This window comes from Streptococcus wuxiensis (assembly GCF_040888245.1).
GTDB lineage: Bacteria > Bacillota > Bacilli > Lactobacillales > Streptococcaceae > Streptococcus > Streptococcus wuxiensis.
In genome coordinates this window covers 465,036-483,424 of the sequence record NZ_JBFNFE010000001.1, presented here as the reverse complement: position 1 = coordinate 483,424, position 18,389 = coordinate 465,036, and the positions used below count along the sequence as shown (strand labels likewise).

Here is an 18,389-nt window from a genome sequence, read left to right as displayed (position 1 = left end):
AAAATTAAATGTGAAAAAGGTTGAGTTGGTCAGCCTTTTTCTTCTCTTTCTTTTCGAATGGATTAGAAAAGGAGAGTTTATGTTTTTAGCTAGAGATAAAAAAGGTCATTTAATCAACGTACTAGAGAATGAAGTAAAGAAACAAGCTTATTATTGTCCAGCTTGCGGAACGAGTGTTCGCTTGAAAAAAGGAAAAAATGTAAGAACTCATTTTGCGCATGAAAGTTTAAAAAGTTGTGATTTTTATCATGAGAACGAAGGACCAGAACATTTAGAGAATAAGGTGGCACTTTTTAATTGGGCTAAGAAAGATGCTGAAGTAGAAATGGAATATTCGATTCCTGAACTTAAGCAAATCGCAGATATCTTTATCAATAATAAAATAGCACTAGAAGTTCAGTGTAGTCATATTTCTTGCGAACTTTTACGGGAGAGAAGCAATGGTTATCGAAGTTTGGGAATTCAAGTTCTTTGGCTACTGGGAGAAAAGCTCTGGCCTAAAGATCGACTAACTAAACTTCAAAGAGATTTTCTTTACTTTAGTAATAATATGGGATTTTATCTTTGGGAGTTAGATCATAAAAAACAAGTTTTGAGGCTCAAGTACCTCCTTCACCAAGATTTGAAAGGGAAACTCCATTATCAGCCCAAGGAATTTTCTTATGGCAAAGGAAATCTCCTAGAAATTTTACGTAGTCCATATAAGCAACAAGCTCTTATTACTTTTTCAGTTGAACAGGACAAAAACATTTGTCGTTTCATTCAAAAACAACTCTACTATCAAAATCCCTATTGGATGAAACAACAAGCCCAAGCTTACTTGAGAGGAGAAAATCTTTTAAATCTAAAAAAACAGGACTGGTATCCCCAAGTAAGGCCGATAGAACATGGTCATTTTTGTCAGATAAGTCAAAATCTATATGATTATTATCGAAGCTTTCAGGCTTATTATGAACTGAATTCACAAAATCAACAACAAAAGCTCTATCCACCTGCCTTTTATCAGCAGTATTTCTCGAAAAATATGGTAAAATAGAAAGGATGGAGGAAATTTATGGTATTACAACGAAATGAAATCAATGAAAAAGATACATGGGATTTGTCCACTATCTTTGAAACAGACCAAAAATGGGAAGAAGAACTAGCCCTACTAACGGAAGATACAAAACAAGCAGCTAGTCTTGAAGGGCATCTTTTGGATAGCGCAGAGAGCCTATTAAATATTACAGAGCGTTATTTGGATTTGAGCCGTCGTCTTGAAAAACTCTATGTCTACGCTCATATGAAAAACGACCAGGATACACGAGTTGCTAAATATCAAGAATATTATGCAAAGGCAATGACTCTATACAGTCAACTAGATCAAGTCTTTTCTTTCTATGAGCCAGAATTTATGGCAATTACTGAAGAGCAGTATCAAAACTTTTTAGCAGAAGAACCAAAACTCCAGCCTTATAAACACTTCTTTGATAAACTATTGCAAAATAAGGATCATGTCCTTTCACAACGTGAAGAAGAGTTGTTGGCGGGTGCTGGTGAAATCTTCGGTGCTGCTAGTGAAACCTTTGCTATTTTAGATAATGCAGATATCGTCTTTCCATTTGTTAAAGATGAAGATGGAAATGAAGTACAATTGTCGCACGGCGTCTATATGCGCTTGGTAGAATCTAAGAACCGTGAAGTTCGTCGTGGTGCATATGAAGCACTATACTCTACCTATGAGCAATACCAGCACACATACGCTAAAACATTGCAGACCAATGTAAAAGTACAAAACTACCGTGCAAAAGTTCGGAACTACAAGAGTGCGCGTGAAGCTGCTCTTGCGGCCAATTTTGTTCCAGAAAGTGTCTATGACAACTTAGTATCTGCTGTTCGTAAGCATTTGCCATTATTGCATCGTTATCTCTCACTTCGTTCAAAAATCTTGGGTATTCCAGATCTTAAAATGTACGATGTCTATACACCATTGTCTTCAGTAGAATACAGCTTTACTTATGAGGAAGCCTTGAAGAAGGCAGAGGAAGCTTTGGCTGTTCTTGGTGAGGATTACTTGAGTCGTGTTAAACGCGCCTTTAGCGAACGTTGGATTGATGTGTATGAAAATCAAGGCAAACGTTCAGGTGCATATTCTGGCGGTTCTTATGATACCAACGCCTTCATGCTTCTTAACTGGCAAGATAACCTAGACAATCTCTTTACTCTTGTACATGAGACAGGTCACAGTATGCATTCTAGCTACACGCGTGAAACTCAACCTTATGTATACGGAGATTACTCAATCTTCTTGGCAGAAATTGCTTCAACAACCAATGAAAATATCTTAACTGAAAAATTATTGCAAGAAGTTCAAGATGACGCAACACGCTTCGCTATTCTAAACAACTTCTTGGATGGTTTCCGTGGAACAGTGTTCCGCCAAACTCAATTTGCTGAATTTGAACATGCTATTCACCAAGCCGATCAAAATGGTGAAGTCTTGACAAGCGAGTTCTTAAACAATCTCTATGCTGACTTGAACCAAGAATATTATGGCTTGAGCAAGGAAGACAATCCTCAAATTCAGTACGAGTGGGCTCGTATCCCTCATTTCTACTATAATTACTATGTATATCAATATTCAACAGGCTTTGCAGCAGCTTCGGCCTTGGCTGAAAAGATTGTTCACGGTAGTCAAGATGATCGTGACCGTTATATTGATTACCTCAAGGCTGGGAAGTCAGACTATCCTCTAAATATCATGCGAAAAGCTGGTGTTGATATGGAAAAAGAAGACTATCTTAATGATGCCTTTGCAGTCTTTGAACGCCGTTTGGATGAGTTCGAAGCCCTTGTTGAGAAATTAGGATTAGCATAAAATGGTTGAGTCATACAGTAAAAATGCTAACCATAACATGCGACGGCCTGTTGTTAAGGATGAGATTGTGGAATTTATGCGCCACAGACAAGAGCAGGTGACTGGTTCTTTAAAAGAACTAGAAAACTTTGCTCGCAAGGAGAATATTCCTATCATTCCTCATGAAACAGTCGCTTATTTCCGTTTCCTAATGGGAACAATTCAACCAAAAAATATTTTAGAAATTGGAACGGCAATTGGATTTTCAGCTCTTTTAATGGCAAATCATGCTCCAAATGCAAAAATAACAACCATTGATAGGAATCCTGAAATGATTGGTTTTGCCAAGGAAAATTTCGCCAAGTTTGATAATCGCCATCAAATCACTCTTTTGGAAGGCGATGCGGTAGACGTTTTGTCAACATTGACAGAGACCTATGATTTTGTTTTTATGGATTCTGCAAAATCCAAATACATCGTATTTTTGCCAGAAATCCTAAAACACCTTGAGGTTGGTGGAGTAGTTGTCTTGGATGATATTTTCCAAGGTGGAGACATTGCTAAGGATATTATGGAAGTTCGACGCGGGCAACGAACCATTTATCGTGGTTTGCAAAGACTATTTGACGCAACTCTAAACAATCCGGGATTAACAGCTAGTCTAGTTCCTCTTGGAGATGGAATCTTGATGCTAAGAAAGAATCAAGCAGAAATAGAACTGCCTGATGTTGATTAATTTCAGATATTTTTAAGACAATTTAGTAAAATAGATAAGGTAAACATTTATCTAGTGTATAAAAAGGAGTAAACATGAAGAAAAAATTATTGGCTGGTGCCATCACTTTGTTATCAGTAGCTACTTTGGCTGCTTGTTCAAATAGCTCTCAAGGAGCTGACCTCATCAGTATGAAGGGTGATGTCATCACTGAGCACCAATTTTATGAAGAAGTGAAAAACAACCCAACTGCTCAACAAATTTTGCTCAATATGACAATCCAAAAAGTTTTTGAAAAACAATATGGATCTGAAGTAAGTGACAAAGAAGTAGAAGATGCGGTAGAAGAAGAGCAAAAAAGATATGGTGATAGCTATCAAATCGTTCTTTCTCGTGCTGGTATGACAGCAGAAAGCCGTAAAGCTCAAATTCGTACAAGTAAACTAGTTGAATATGCTGTTAAGAAAGCCGCAGAAGCTGAATTGACAGATGAGAACTACAAAAAAGCTTACGATGAGTACACACCAGAAGTAACTGCTCAAGTGATTAAACTTGACAGTGAAGATAAGGCTAAAGATGTACTTGCTAAAGCTAAAGAATCTGGAGCTGACTTCGCACAATTGGCTAAAGATAATTCAACTGATGAAAAGACAAAAGCAAATGGTGGAGAAATCACTTTTGACTCTGCATCAACAGAATTGCCAGACGTTGTTAAAAAAGCAGCCTTTGCCCTTAATGTTGATGGAATCTCTGATGTGATCACAGCTCCGGGTACACAAGCATATACTAGCAGCTTCTATATTGTAAAATTGACTAAAAAAACTGAAAAATCAAGTAACTGGGAAGACTACAAAGACAAGCTTAAAACAATTATTTTAACTCAAAAACAAAATGATGCTACTTTTGTTCAAGGTGTAATTAGTAAAGAGTTGCAGGCGGCAAATATCAAGGTTAAAGATCAAGCCTTCCAAAATATCTTTACTCAGTACATTCAAAGTGATACAACAACTCAAACGACAACTACATCAGCAGCAACTGAAACGACAACAACCGCAGCTGAAACGACAACAACATCTTCAAACTAAAGATGAAAACTCTATCTTTCTACTCTTGAAAGGTAGAGTTTTTTTGAAGTTTTCTTAGCTAATAGCCCAAAATATAAATAAATGTTTGTGAATTCTAAAAGCTTAAATTCTAGGCTTTAACGGATAAGAGTTTTTTTCTAGTCTAAAAAGTGGTATAATAGCATGTAAAACTAGAATTAATAGAAAATTAAAAATTTAGTAGATGGTGAAATATGAAAATTAGTAAAAGGCACCTGTTGAATTACTCTATTTTAGTGCCCTATATTCTCTTATCCGTTCTGGGATTGATAGTGGTATATTCGACAACGAGTGCATCCTTGATTCAGGAGGGTAAGAGCGCCTTTCAATTAGTTCGAAATCAGGGCTTGTTTTGGATTGTTAGTTTGTTGCTTATTGCAGTAATCTATAAGCTGAAACTTGGTTTTCTTCGAAACGAACGTTTGTTATTTATCGTTATGTTTGCTGAGTTAGTGTTACTAGCTTTAGCTCGTTTGATTGGGATTCCCATCAATGGTGCATACGGTTGGATCAAAGTAGGACCTATTACTGTCCAGCCTGCGGAATACTTGAAAATTATCATCATTTGGTACTTGGCTCAACGTTTTTCAAAACAACAAGAAGAAATTGCCGTTTATGATTTCCAAGTTTTAACTCAAAACCAATGGTTTCCTAGATCCTTTAACGATTGGCGATTTGTACTTTTAGTCATGATTGGTAGTTTGGCTATTTTCCCTGACCTTGGAAATGCTACAATTCTCTTTTTGGTAGCATTGTTGATGTACTCAATTAGTGGGATAGCTCACCGATGGTTTGCAACTATTCTTGGAGTATTGACCAGTTTATCCTTTGTTTCTCTAACAACCATTAAGCTTGTCGGTGTTGATAAGTTTTCTAAGATTCCAGTATTTGGATACGTAGCTAAACGATTCAGTGCTTTCTTTAATCCATTTGATGATGTCGCTGGTGCAGGACACCAGTTGGCAAATTCATACTATGCTATGGTAAATGGAGGATGGTTTGGGCTAGGATTAGGAAACTCTATCGAAAAACGAGGCTATCTACCTGAGGCACACACGGACTTCGTTTTCTCTATTGTCATTGAAGAGTTTGGATTTGTCGGTGCCAGTCTTATTTTAGCTCTATTATTCTTCCTAATTCTTCGTATTATTTTAGTGGGGGTACGAGCAAAAGATCCGTTCAACTCTATGGTAGCAATCGGTATTGGTGGAATGATTTTAATTCAGGTATTCGTTAATATCGGAGGGATTTCAGGATTGATCCCTTCAACAGGTGTAACCTTCCCATTCCTTTCACAAGGGGGGAATAGTCTCCTGGTTCTATCAGTAGCTATCGCCTTTGTGTTAAATATCGATGCTAGTGAAAAACGTGCAAAACTCTACCGCGAATATGAAGCACAGCTCTAAGAAAATGTGACAAGGAGAAGAATATGTCTCTTCAAAAACTAGAAAATAACAGAAACAAAACTGTAGTCCAAGAAGAAGTTCAAATCTTGACAGATTTACTTGAAGATATCACGAAAAATATGCTTCCTGCTGAGACTTTTGACAAGATTATGCAGTTGAAGAAGTTATCATCTAATCTAGACTATCAAGGACTAGATAAGGTAGTGAGAAGCCTTTCAAATGATGAAATGGTCTACATCTCTAGATATTTCTCTATTTTACCACTTTTGATTAACATCTCCGAAGACGTAGACCTAGCTTATGAGATTAACCATCTAAACAATATTGATCAAGATTATCTTGGTAAATTGTCAACAACCATTGAAATGGTTGCTGAAAAAGAAAATGCGGCTGAAATTCTTGAACATCTGAACGTGGTGCCAGTATTAACAGCCCATCCAACTCAGGTTCAACGTAAGAGTATGCTGGACTTGACTAATCATATCCATACTCTCTTGCGTAAATACCGTGATGTGAGAATGGGGCTTATTAACAAAGAAAAATGGCACAATGATCTTCGTCGCTACATTGAGATTATCATGCAGACGGATATGATTCGTGAGAAGAAACTAAAAGTAACGAATGAAATCACAAACGTGATGGAATATTACAATAGTTCTTTCCTACAAGCTGTACCAAATCTAATGTTAGAGTATAAGCGTCTTGCAAAAGAGCAGGGAATTGACCTAAAACAAGCAAAACCTATCACCATGGGAATGTGGATTGGTGGAGACCGTGATGGCAATCCATTTGTAACTGCTGAGACACTCATGCGTTCTGCTACCATTCAAAGTGAAGTGATCTTAAACTACTACATCAGTAAGATTTCTAGTCTCTACCGTACTTTCTCTCTTTCTACTAATTTATCTAAGACAAGTAAGGCTGTTGAAGAAATGGCAGCTCAATCTCAAGATACTTCTGTTTTCCGCGAGAAAGAACCTTATCGTCGAGCTTTTCACTTTATTCAATCAAAATTAATTCAAACTCTTTTAAATTTGAAAGAGTGGGCTCTTGTCGGCTCATCAGCAGATGAACGCCATCACATTGAACGACTCTTTGGAACTCAAGGACATCAACAAGGAGTGGTTACTGACTATATTAGAAATCGTCTTTCAGGAGCAATTCAAGAATTGGCTGAAGATCGTCCTCCATACTACGAAACAATTGAAGAATTTAAACAAGACTTAGCTATCATTAAAGATTCATTGCTTGAAAATAAGGCAGAGGCCTTGCTTACTGGTGAGTTCGCTGAGCTTTTAGAAGCTGTAGAAGTCTTTGGTTTCTTCTTGGCATCTATCGATATGCGCCAAGACTCAAGTGTTCATGAAGCATGTGTTGCTGAATTGTTAGCATCTGCTGGAATTAATGACCATTATAGCGATCTTTCAGAAGATGAGAAGTGCGAGTTGCTTTTACATGAACTATTAGAAGACCCTCGAATCTTGTCAGCTACTCATGCTGAAAAGTCTGAACTTCTTGAAAAAGAATTAGCCATTTTCCAAACTGCACGTGAATTAAAAGATCGTTTGGGAGAAGACGTCATTCGTCAAACGATTATTTCTCATGCAACCAGCGTGTCTGATATGTTAGAATTGGCGATTATGCTGAAAGAAGTCGGTCTTGTAGATGCTGAAAAAGCACGTGTTCAAATCGTGCCTCTCTTTGAAACAATTGAGGATTTGGATCATTCCGAAGAGACTATGAGAAAGTATTTCTCTTTACCGCTTGCTAAGAAGTGGATTGCTTCAAAAGATAATTATCAAGAAATCATGCTAGGGTACTCTGATAGTAATAAGGATGGTGGTTATCTATCATCTTGTTGGACATTATACAAAGCTCAACAACAATTAACCGCTATCGGTGATGAATTTGGAGTCAAAGTAACCTTCTTCCACGGTCGTGGTGGTACTGTTGGTCGTGGTGGTGGCCCTACTTATGACGCCATTGCTTCTCAACCACTCAAATCAATCAAGGACCGTATTCGATTAACTGAACAAGGAGAAGTTATCGGAAATAAATACGGAAACAAGGATGCAGCTTACTATAACTTGGAAATGTTGGTATCAGCGGCTATCAACCGTATGATTACACAGAAGAAGAGTGATACTAATACGTCAAATCGCTATGAGGCAATCATGGACCAAGTAGTCAGTCGTAGCTATGATATCTACCGTGAACTAGTATTTGGAAATGATCATTTCTACGATTATTTCTTTGAATCTAGTCCAATCAAGAATATCTCAAGCTTTAATATTGGTTCTCGTCCAGCAGCACGTAAAACAATCACTGAAATTGGTGGTCTACGTGCCATTCCTTGGGTATTCTCATGGTCACAAAGTCGTGTCATGTTCCCAGGTTGGTATGGTGTTGGGTCAAGCTTCAAGGAATTTATTGATCAAGATCCCAAAAATATTGAATACCTTCGTGACATGTATCAGAACTGGCCTTTCTTCCAGTCACTCCTATCTAACGTTGATATGGTTTTATCAAAATCAAATATGAATATTGCTTTTGAATATGCTAAACTTTGTGAAAGTGAAGAAGTGCAAGCAATCTACTATACTATTTTGGATGAATGGCAATTGACTAAGAACGTTATCTTAGCTATCGAAGGCTATGATGAACTTTTGGCAGAAAATACTTACTTGAAAGACAGTTTGAACTACCGCATGCCTTATTTCAATGTTCTTAACTATATTCAGTTGGAATTGATTAAGCGTCAACGTCGTGGCGAGCTTTCTTCAGATGAAGAAAGATTGATTCATACAACTATTAACGGAATTGCTACAGGATTACGTAATTCAGGTTAATTCAGGTAAGATTTTCCAAAAACCGTAGGAATTTTCATAATTTTTTAAAATAATTCATGAAAATCCTTGACAAGTTTTAGTAAAATGATATAATTTAAGCATTCAGAAAGTAATCATCGAATTTTTTTAGCGAGTCTGTGGTTGGTGGAAACAGATAGAAGAAGATGATGAAATTGGGCTGGATGTTATTAAGAATTTGAAATCATAAGAATTCGGTGAGCACACCTTATAGTGCAACTCGTGAAGCGAGTAAGAGCGATAGGAATAATTCCTATAATTGAGGTGGCACCGCGCATCGACGTCCTCACACAAGTTTTTTTGTGTGAGGACTTTTTCTATGGGGAGGAAAAAATGATGGAAATCAAACGATGGCGACGCTTGGTAAAGTTATATTGAAAGTGACATGAACATTACTAAGTTTAAGTGAAATAAGGAGAAATAGATATGAATAAACGTTTAATTGGTATTATTGCAGCACTAGCACTTGTGGTTGGAGGAAGCTTGATCTACTCTAACTTAACGAAACAAGATACTAAAACCGAGACAGCTAACAAAACTGCTAAAGTTGGTGTTCTACAGTTCGTCAGTCACCCATCGCTCGACTTGATTTACCAAGGTATTCAAGATGGACTTGCTGAAGAAGGCTACAAAGGCGACCAAGTTAAAATCGACTTTATGAATTCAGAAGGTGACCAAAGTAAGGTTGCCACAATGAGTAAACAATTGGTGTCAAATGGAAATGATGTTGTTGTCGGAATTGCGACACCTGCAGCTCAAGGTCTAGCAAGTGCAACAAAAGACCTTCCTGTTATCATGGCAGCTATTACAGACCCAGTTGGAGCTAACCTTGTACAAAACTTGGAAAAACCAGGTGGGAACATCACTGGGGTGTCTGACCACAACCCTGCTCAACAACAGGTTGAATTGATTAAAACATTGACTCCTGATGTCAAGACAGTTGGAGCTCTTTACTCAAGTAGCGAAGATAACTCAAAATCTCAAGTTGAAGAGTTCAAAGCTTACGCTGAAAAAGCTGGTTTGAAAGTCGAAACTTTTGCAGTTCCATCAACTAACGAAATTGCTTCAACAGTTAACGTTATGACAGGAAAAGTAGATGCAATCTGGGTTCCAATTGACAACACAATCGCATCTGCGTTCTCAACTGTAGTATCAAGTAACCAAACAGCTAAAAAACCAATCTACCCAAGTGCAACTGCAATGGTAGAAGCAGGTGGTTTGGCATCAGTGGTTGTTGACCAACACGATCTTGGTGTTGCTACCGGTAAGATGATTGCTAAAGTCTTGAAGGGTGAAAAACCAGCTGATACTCCAGTCAATGTCTTCTCAACTGGTAAATCAGTGATCAACCAAAAACTAGCTCAAGAACTTGGAATCACTATTCCAGAATCAGTTCTTAAAGAAGCTGGTCAAGTAATCGAATAAGAATGAAGGAGGAGTTGGAGACATCTCCTCCAATTTTTAAAAGAAGGAAATGAATGTAACATGATAGTATCGATTATTTCACAAGGATTTGTCTGGGCTATTCTAGGTTTGGGAATCTTTATGACCTTTCGAATCCTCAACTTTCCAGATATGACAACCGAGGGTTCCTTCCCGCTTGGAGGAGCGGTAGCAGTAACTCTAATTACACAAGGTGTCAATCCATTTCTTGCTACCTTAGTAGCTGTTGGAGCAGGCTGTCTTGCAGGTTTAGCGACTGGTCTACTCTATACTAAAGGTAAAATACCAACTCTCTTATCTGGAATTCTAGTCATGACTTCTTGCCATTCTATCATGCTCATGATTATGGGACGGGCAAACCTTGGGCTCTTAGGAACTAAACAAATCCAGGACGTTCTTCCTTTCCCATCTGAGGTTAATCAATTATTTACAGGTTTGATTTTTGTGACTTTGGTTATCCTTCTTATGCTTTTCTTCCTAGATACTAAATTGGGGCAAGCTTATATCGCGACAGGAGATAATCCAGATATGGCTCGTAGTTTTGGTATCAATACTGGACGTATGGAGTTGATGGGCTTGGTATTGTCAAATGGTGTGATCGCACTTGCTGGCGCTCTTATCGCTCAACAAGAAGGCTATGCAGATGTTTCTCGTGGTATCGGGGTTATCGTAGTTGGTCTTGCAAGTTTAATTATCGGTGAAGTACTCTTTAAGAGTCTTACATTAGCAGAACGCCTAGTTACCATTGTTGTTGGTTCTATTAGTTACCAATTTTTGGTATGGGGAGTCATTGCTCTTGGCTTTAATACTAGCTACCTCCGTCTATACAGTGCTCTTATCCTAGCAACTTGTCTAGTCATTCCAACCCTTAAGGATAAATACTTGAAAGGAGTCAAGTTAAGCAAATGACAGCGATTGTAGAATTGAAAAATGCCACAAAAATTGTGAAGAATGGCTTTGATGAAGAAAAAATCATCCTAAACGATGTTTCGCTTGATATTTATGAACACGACTTCATCACAATCTTAGGTGGAAATGGAGCAGGAAAGTCGACTCTCTTTAATAGTATAGCAGGAACGCTACCATTGACTAGTGGTAGTATCCGCATCATGGGTGAGGATGTGACTCATTTTAGTCCTGAAAAACGTGCCAAGTACCTTTCTCGTGTCTTTCAGGATCCTAAGATGGGAACTGCTCCTCGTATGACGGTTGCAGAAAATCTCTTGATTGCTAAGTTTCGTGGGGAAAAACGTGGACTTTTTCCGAGAAGACTCTCAGCTTACAAGGAAGAATTTCAAGCAACCATTGAGAAAGCCGGAAATGGTCTAGAAAAACACTTGGATACACCGAATGAATTCTTGTCAGGTGGACAAAGACAGGCCTTAAGTCTCTTGATGGCAACCTTGAAACGTCCTGAACTCCTTTTGTTGGATGAACATACGGCAGCCCTTGACCCTAAAACAAGTGTGTCCTTGATGGAATTGACAGATGATTTTGTCAGCAAGGACCATCTAACAGCATTGATGATTACCCACCATATGGAAGATGCTCTCAAGTATGGAAATCGTCTCATTGTTATGAAGGAAGGACGAATCATCCAAGATTTAAACAAGGATGAAAAAGCCAAGATGAAAATTTCTGATTACTATAAACTGTTTGAATAAGATTACTCATTTACAAGAAACTTAGAGATAAATTTATACCTCTAAGTTTTTTTGTTGAAGCAAATAGAGATATTTTCATTAATATATTTTTTTCAATTTTAAGTAAATGTGTAGTTTCCTAAAATTTTACTCTCGAAACTGCCTATTTTCTATGAAATAGAAGCATGTAAAAGGTATGAAATGGTTTACTTTTTTTCAGAAATAAGCTATACTATATAAAGTAAACTGTGATAAAATGGAGGTATTGTCTATGGTTGACAAGAGAGTCATCGAAGAAATCAAAAACAATACCAATATTGTCGAAATCATAGGAGAAGTGATTTCTTTACAAAAATCTGGACGGAACTTTTTGGGGCTCTGTCCTTTTCATGGTGAAAAGACCCCTTCCTTTAACGTGGTCGAAGATAAGCAATTTTACCACTGTTTTGGTTGTGGTCGTTCCGGAGACGTCTTTAAGTTTATAGAGGAGTATCAACAAGTAACTTTTGCGGATGCAGTAAGGATGTTGGGAGAACGTCTCGGAATGCACCTTGAAACTCCTGCACATAACCCTGTCCCACATACGTCACCCCATCAAAATCTCTACGATATGCATGACAAGGCTGCACGCTTTTATCATGCAATCCTCATGACGACTAAAATGGGTGAGGAGGCGAGAAACTATCTCTATAAACGAGGCTTGACTGATGATGTCATTAAACACTTTATGATTGGTCTAGCTCCAGCAGAACGCTCTTATCTTTATCAGCGTTTAGCAGACGATTATAGTGAGAAGGACTTGCTGGATTCAGGTCTATTTTATCTATCTGAAAGTAACCAATTTTTTGATACTTTCCATAACCGGATTATATTTCCACTCTCAAATGACCAAGGAAAGGTAATTGCTTTCTCTGGACGGATTTGGCAAGATACAGATTCTCAAACTGCCAAGTATAAAAATAGTCGAGCGACGGCGATTTTTAACAAGAGTTACGAATTATATCATTTGGATAGGGTAAAAAAAGGGTCTGGTAAGGCTCCTGAAATGTATCTGATGGAAGGTTTTATGGATGTTATTGCAGCCTACCGTGCTGGTATTGAAAATGCAGTTGCTTCAATGGGAACGGCCTTGACTGCTGAACACGTCGAACATCTCAAACGCTTTACAAAAAAAGTGATTATCACTTATGATGGTGATAAAGCGGGGCAGGCTGCAACCGCTAAAGCTTTGGACGAGCTTAAAGATCTACCTGTACAAGTAGTCCAGATTCCTGATGCAATGGATCCTGATGAGTATTTACAAAAGAATTCTCCAGAGGATTTGGCTTATCTTTTATCCAATACTCGAATCAGTCCAATTGAGTTTTATATCCATCATTACAAACCTAGTAATAGTGAAAATCTCCAAGCACAGATTGAGTTCATTGAAAAAATTGCACCTCTTATCGTCAAAGAACCTTCTATCACAGCCCAGAACACCTATATTCATTTGTTGACGGATCATTTACCATCTTTTGATTATCAACAAGTTGAGCACATCATCAACGAAAGTCGTGTCAGACAAAGACAAGAAAAAGTGAAGCAGGTTGTTAATCCGACACCAATTACTATGTCGGTTTCTAAACAATTGACTGCAGTCATGAGAGCTGAAGCACATATTCTTTATCGTATGATGGAGCACCCCCTTGTGTTGAATGATTATCGTTTGAGAGATGATTTTGTATTTGAAACTCCAGAGTTTCAGACCTTGTATGGACTCTTGATTGATAATGGTTCGATTTCTTCTGAAGACTTGGCAAATCAGACTAGAGAGGTGGAAAATGCTTGGTACCAAGTGTTAGCCTTGGATCTACCTTCTGAGATGTCTCCAGAAGAACTAAAGGAAGTGGAAGAGTCTCGTAATCGTGCTCTTCTAAATCAACAAAACTTGCAAATTAAAAAGAAAGTTCAGGAAGCTAGTCATGTAGGCGACACAGATGCTGCTTTAGAAGAGCTTGAACGCTTAATTGCCCAAAAAAGAAGAATGGAGTAAGAATGGCAAAAAAACAAAAAGAAGTAACAACTTTTGATGTCCAAGTTGCAGAATTTATTCGTAACCATAAGAAAACTGGTACTGCGACAGATGATGAAATTAACAATGTCCTTGTAATTCCTTTTGCTCTTGATGTAGAAGGCATTGAGAATCTTTTGCAACGGATTCAAGATGCAGGTATTGCAATCACTGATAACGAAGGAAATCCGAGTGAACGTGTCTTAAGTACAGAGGAAGAACCAGAACTTAGCGATGAAGACTTAATTGGTTCAACATCTGCCAAAGTCAATGACCCTGTCCGCATGTACTTAAAGGAAATTGGTGTCGTACCTCTTCTTACTAACGAAGAAGAAAAAGAATTAGCTCTTGCTGTTGAAGCAGGAGATGTTGAAGCGAAACAACGTCTAGCAGAGGCTAACCTTCGTTTGGTAGTATCTATCGCGAAACGCTATGTTGGACGCGGTATGCAGTTCCTTGATTTGATCCAAGAAGGAAATATGGGATTGATGAAGGCAGTTGATAAGTTTGACTACTCTAAAGGATTCAAATTCTCAACTTATGCAACTTGGTGGATTCGTCAGGCTATTACACGTGCCATTGCTGACCAAGCTCGTACCATCCGTATCCCAGTTCACATGGTAGAAACAATCAACAAGCTTGTTCGCGAACAACGTAACCTTCTTCAAGAATTGGGACAAGATCCTACTCCTGAGCAAATCGCTGAACGTATGGATATGACACCTGACAAGGTTCGTGAAATTTTAAAGATTGCTCAAGAACCAGTTTCTCTTGAAACACCTATTGGTGAAGAGGACGATAGTCATCTTGGTGACTTTATCGAGGATGAAGTGATTGAAAATCCAGTAGACTATACAACTCGTATCGTCTTGCGTGAGCAGTTGGACGAAGTTCTAGACACTTTGACTGACCGTGAAGAAAATGTTCTTCGTCTACGTTTCGGTCTTGATGATGGTAAAATGCGTACTCTAGAAGATGTAGGTAAAGTCTTCAATGTCACTCGTGAGCGTATCCGTCAGATTGAGGCAAAAGCGTTGAGAAAACTTCGCCAGCCTAGTCGTAGTAAACCACTTCGTGACTTTATCGAAGATTAAAATTGGAGGATTACACATGGCTTATACAGAAGAGCAAATTGAAACTATTAAAACGAAAATCTTATCTGCTCTAGAAGAAGTTATCGACCCAGAATTAGGAATCGATATCGTCAACCTAGGTCTGATTTATGAGATTCGATTTGATGGTGATACTGGTGATACTGAGATTGATATGACCTTAACGACTATGGGTTGTCCATTAGCAGACCTCTTGACCGATCAAATTTATGATGCTATGACAGATGTACCAGAGGTTACTAACGTTGAAGTGAAATTAGTTTGGTATCCAGCTTGGACGGTTGAAAAAATGAGTCGCTATGCACGTATCGCTTTAGGTATTAAATAGAATGATATAAAAAAAGAAATAGTATAAGTGTTAGGAAATTCCCTAGCTTTTATGCTATCTCTTTTTTAATTTGCTGATTTTCTTTTAATAAAATGATATAATGGATAGTATGGAAAAAGAGAAATTACGCATCAACATGCTAAGTTCGAGTGAAAAGGTAGCAGGACAAGGAGTTTCTGGAGCTTACCGTGAACTTGTGCAACTTTTGAAACGTGATGCGAAAGACCAACTAATTGTAACGGAGAATCTTCCTGTGGAAGCTGATGTTACTCATTTTCATACAATAGATCTTCCATATTATTTATCCACTTTCCAAAAGAAACGCTCTGGACGTCGAATTGGTTATGTTCACTTCTTACCTGATACCTTAGAGGGCAGTTTGAAAATTCCGTTCTTCCTAAAAGGAATCGTGAAGCGCTACGTATTTTCCTTTTATGACCGTATGGAACACTTGGTTGTGGTTAATCCTACTTTTATCGAAGATTTGGTTGCAGCTGGTATTCATCGTGAAAAGGTGACCTATATTCCTAACTTTGTTAACAAAGAAAAATGGCACCCACTTTCAGCAGAAAAAGTAAGCCAACTTCGACAAGATATGGGGTTGAGTGAAAATCAATTTGTAGTAGTAGGAGCTGGGCAGGTTCAGAAGCGTAAGGGAATCGATGATTTCATCACTCTTGCTGAGGAACTACCGGACATCACCTTTATTTGGGCTGGAGGCTTCTCATTTGGTGGGATTACAGATGGTTATGAACGCTATAAAAAAATCATGGATAATCCTCCAGAGAATCTGATTTTCCCTGGAATTGTTGAGCCAGAACGGATGAAAGAACTGTATGCTTTGGCAGATTTGTTCTTACTTCCTAGCTATAATGAGCTCTTTCCGATGACTATTCTAGAAGCTGCGAGTTGTGAAGCTCCCATTATGCTTCGGGACTTAGATCTTTATAAGGTTATTCTAGAAGGCAATTACAGACCAACCACCGATGTGGAAGAGATGAAACAAGCTATTATGGAATATAGAGAGCATCCAGAAGCTTTGAAAGAGTTAAAAGAAAAGGCCAAGGCTATTTCAAGAGAATACTCAGAGGAGCATCTCCTTGAAATATGGCTAAAATTCTATCAGGAGCAAGCGGCTTTAGGAAAAAAATGAGGTAGTATATGCGAATTGGATTATTTACAGATACTTATTTCCCACAGGTTTCGGGTGTTGCAACCAGTATTCGAACCTTAAAAACAGAGCTTGAAAAGCAAGGGCATGCAGTATTTATCTTCACGACAACCGATAAGGATGTCAATCGTTATGAAGACTGGCAGATTATTCGTATTCCTAGTGTTCCTTTCTTTGCCTTTAAAGATCGTCGTTTTGCTTATCGCGGATTTACGAAAGCTCTTGAGATTGCTAAACAATACAAACTCGATATTATTCATACCCAAACTGAGTTTTCTCTTGGTTTATTGGGAATTTGGATTGCTCGAGAACTGAAAATCCCAGTCATTCATACATATCATACCCAGTACGAGGATTATGTCCATTATATTGCTAAGGGGATGTTGATTCGTCCAAGTATGGTCAAATATCTTGTGAGAGGATTTCTTCACGACGTTGATGGAGTTATTTGCCCGAGTGAAATTGTACGCGATCTTTTATCTGACTATAAGGTAAAAGTTGAAAAGCGTGTTATTCCTACTGGAATTGAACTTGCCAAATTTGAACGCCCTGAAATTGGTCCTGAACACATTAGTGACTTACGGGATAAACTAGGGATCCAACAAGATGAAAAAATGCTTCTAAGTCTTTCTCGAGTCTCTTACGAGAAGAATATTCAAGCAGTTCTTAAAGCTTTACCAGATGTCCTAAAAGAAGAACCAAATGTTAAACTGGTTGTAGCTGGAGATGGACCTTATTTAGACAATCTTAAGGTGCAAGCAGAAGATTTAAAAATTCAAGATTCTGTTATCTTTACAGGTATGATTCCGCCAAATGAGACGGCACTCTATTATAAGGCAGCTGATTTCTTCATATCGGCTTCTACAAGTGAGACTCAGGGATTGACTTATCTGGAAAGTTTAGCTAGTAAGACACCTGTTATTGCCCATGGTAATCCTTATTTGGATAATCTCATCAATGATAAAATGTTCGGAACTCTTTATTATGAGGAAAGAGACTTGGCAGGAGCTATTCTTGAGGCTTTACTTGCTACACCGTCAATGGATGAAAAACACTTGGTTGAAAAATTATATGAAATTTCTGCTGAGAATTTTGGTAGAAGAGTCCATGAATTTTATCTAGACGTCATTATTTCAAATAATTTTGCCAAAGAAACAGGGGCTGACGAACCTGTTACAAAACGTATTTTAAAGACAGTCTTCTATATTCCGCAACAGGCTGTTACGATGCCAGTTAAAGGTTCGAAGCGTATGCTTAAGGCATCTAGAAAACAATTAAGAAATTTAAGAAAATATTTAAATGATTAATCAAATCAAAGAAAGGAAATAAAAATATGCAAAAGAAATTTATGAGAAGTGGTAGAGATCAAAAAATCGGTGGTGTATGCGCTGGTTTAGCACATTATTTTGATATTGACCCTACAATCGTACGTGTTATTTGGGGAGTTTTGGCTTTCTGTTATGGCGCAGGACTTATTGCTTACTTGATCTTGTGGGCAATCGCTCCTGTATCTGATGAGTATTAATATTAGAGAATTAGAGTAAAGGAGAAAACATGGCATTCGGTGATAATGGTAAACGTAAAAAAACATTCTTTGAAAAACTTACAATGTTTGTCGTATTAATCATGTTGTTTGTTACTTTAGCCGGTATTTTTGCGACTGCAATTGGTGTATTTAGTAGATTTTAAAATACTAGTTAGAGGATCAAATTGTA

16 protein-coding genes and 1 other annotated feature are annotated in these 18,389 nt (G+C 37.9%); all 16 genes read left to right on the top strand.

Going from position 1 to position 18,389, the window contains the following annotated elements:
- Window positions 1-79: 79 nt before the first annotated feature.
- The 16 genes from AB2B47_RS02355 to AB2B47_RS02280 all read left to right on the top strand — a co-directional run bounded on the left by AB2B47_RS02355 (window position 80) and on the right by AB2B47_RS02280 (window position 18,363).
- On the top strand, window positions 80-1,036 hold the full coding sequence (locus AB2B47_RS02355; protein WP_320693533.1) for a competence protein CoiA: 957 nt from the start codon (window positions 80-82) through the stop codon (window positions 1,034-1,036).
- Between the two features lie 18 nt (window positions 1,037-1,054).
- Window positions 1,055-2,857 carry an oligoendopeptidase F gene (gene pepF, locus AB2B47_RS02350; RefSeq protein ID WP_320693532.1) on the top strand — a complete coding sequence of 601 codons (1,803 nt, stop codon included), beginning with the start codon at window positions 1,055-1,057 and terminating at the stop codon, window positions 2,855-2,857.
- Between the two features lies 1 nt (window position 2,858).
- On the top strand, window positions 2,859-3,572 hold the full coding sequence (locus AB2B47_RS02345; protein ID WP_320693531.1) for an O-methyltransferase: 714 nt from the start codon (window positions 2,859-2,861) through the stop codon (window positions 3,570-3,572).
- 74 nt (window positions 3,573-3,646) lie between these two features.
- Complete coding sequence (prsA, locus tag AB2B47_RS02340) at window positions 3,647-4,636, top strand: peptidylprolyl isomerase PrsA (RefSeq protein WP_320693530.1); 990 nt, start codon at window positions 3,647-3,649, stop codon at window positions 4,634-4,636.
- A 212-nt stretch (window positions 4,637-4,848) separates the two neighbouring features.
- Window positions 4,849-6,060, top strand: coding sequence for a cell division peptidoglycan polymerase FtsW (ftsW, locus tag AB2B47_RS02335; RefSeq protein ID WP_025170342.1), 1,212 nt, complete (start codon window positions 4,849-4,851; stop codon window positions 6,058-6,060).
- Between the two features lie 23 nt (window positions 6,061-6,083).
- Entirely contained in the window at window positions 6,084-8,909 is a 2,826-nt protein-coding gene (ppc, locus tag AB2B47_RS02330; RefSeq protein ID WP_006152075.1) for a phosphoenolpyruvate carboxylase, read from the top strand.
- Between the two features lie 94 nt (window positions 8,910-9,003).
- Window positions 9,004-9,218, top strand: a binding site (T-box leader).
- A gap of 135 nt (window positions 9,219-9,353) precedes the next feature.
- A complete protein-coding gene (gene trpX / locus AB2B47_RS02325) occupies window positions 9,354-10,352 on the top strand; it encodes a tryptophan ABC transporter substrate-binding protein (RefSeq protein ID WP_006151954.1) in 999 nt (332 codons plus the stop codon).
- Between the two features lie 60 nt (window positions 10,353-10,412).
- On the top strand, window positions 10,413-11,279 hold the full coding sequence (locus AB2B47_RS02320; protein ID WP_006152104.1) for an ABC transporter permease: 867 nt from the start codon (window positions 10,413-10,415) through the stop codon (window positions 11,277-11,279).
- Window positions 11,276-12,034 (top strand): ABC transporter ATP-binding protein, encoded by a 759-nt coding sequence (locus tag AB2B47_RS02315; RefSeq protein WP_006151700.1) that lies wholly within the window; start codon window positions 11,276-11,278, stop codon window positions 12,032-12,034. The genes AB2B47_RS02320 and AB2B47_RS02315 overlap by 4 nt, the downstream gene beginning before the upstream one ends.
- 250 nt (window positions 12,035-12,284) lie before the next feature.
- Window positions 12,285-14,045 carry a DNA primase gene (dnaG, locus tag AB2B47_RS02310; RefSeq protein ID WP_320693529.1) on the top strand — a complete coding sequence of 587 codons (1,761 nt, stop codon included), beginning with the start codon at window positions 12,285-12,287 and terminating at the stop codon, window positions 14,043-14,045.
- Between the two features lie 2 nt (window positions 14,046-14,047).
- Window positions 14,048-15,157: an RNA polymerase sigma factor RpoD gene (gene rpoD, locus AB2B47_RS02305; protein ID WP_004252673.1), complete on the top strand. Its 1,110-nt coding sequence runs from the start codon at window positions 14,048-14,050 to the stop codon at window positions 15,155-15,157.
- A 16-nt stretch (window positions 15,158-15,173) separates the two neighbouring features.
- Complete coding sequence (locus AB2B47_RS02300; protein WP_004252676.1) at window positions 15,174-15,503, top strand: metal-sulfur cluster assembly factor; 330 nt, start codon at window positions 15,174-15,176, stop codon at window positions 15,501-15,503.
- Window positions 15,504-15,612: 109 nt separating this feature from the next.
- Window positions 15,613-16,656 carry a glycosyltransferase family 4 protein gene (locus AB2B47_RS02295; protein ID WP_036752872.1) on the top strand — a complete coding sequence of 348 codons (1,044 nt, stop codon included), beginning with the start codon at window positions 15,613-15,615 and terminating at the stop codon, window positions 16,654-16,656.
- A gap of 8 nt (window positions 16,657-16,664) precedes the next feature.
- Window positions 16,665-17,981 (top strand): glycosyltransferase family 4 protein, encoded by a 1,317-nt coding sequence (locus AB2B47_RS02290; RefSeq protein WP_036752821.1) that lies wholly within the window; start codon window positions 16,665-16,667, stop codon window positions 17,979-17,981.
- A gap of 26 nt (window positions 17,982-18,007) precedes the next feature.
- On the top strand, window positions 18,008-18,199 hold the full coding sequence (locus AB2B47_RS02285; protein WP_006148426.1) for a PspC domain-containing protein: 192 nt from the start codon (window positions 18,008-18,010) through the stop codon (window positions 18,197-18,199).
- 29 nt (window positions 18,200-18,228) lie between these two features.
- A complete protein-coding gene (locus AB2B47_RS02280; RefSeq protein ID WP_000863850.1) occupies window positions 18,229-18,363 on the top strand; it encodes a DUF4044 domain-containing protein in 135 nt (44 codons plus the stop codon).
- Window positions 18,364-18,389: the final 26 nt, after the last annotated feature.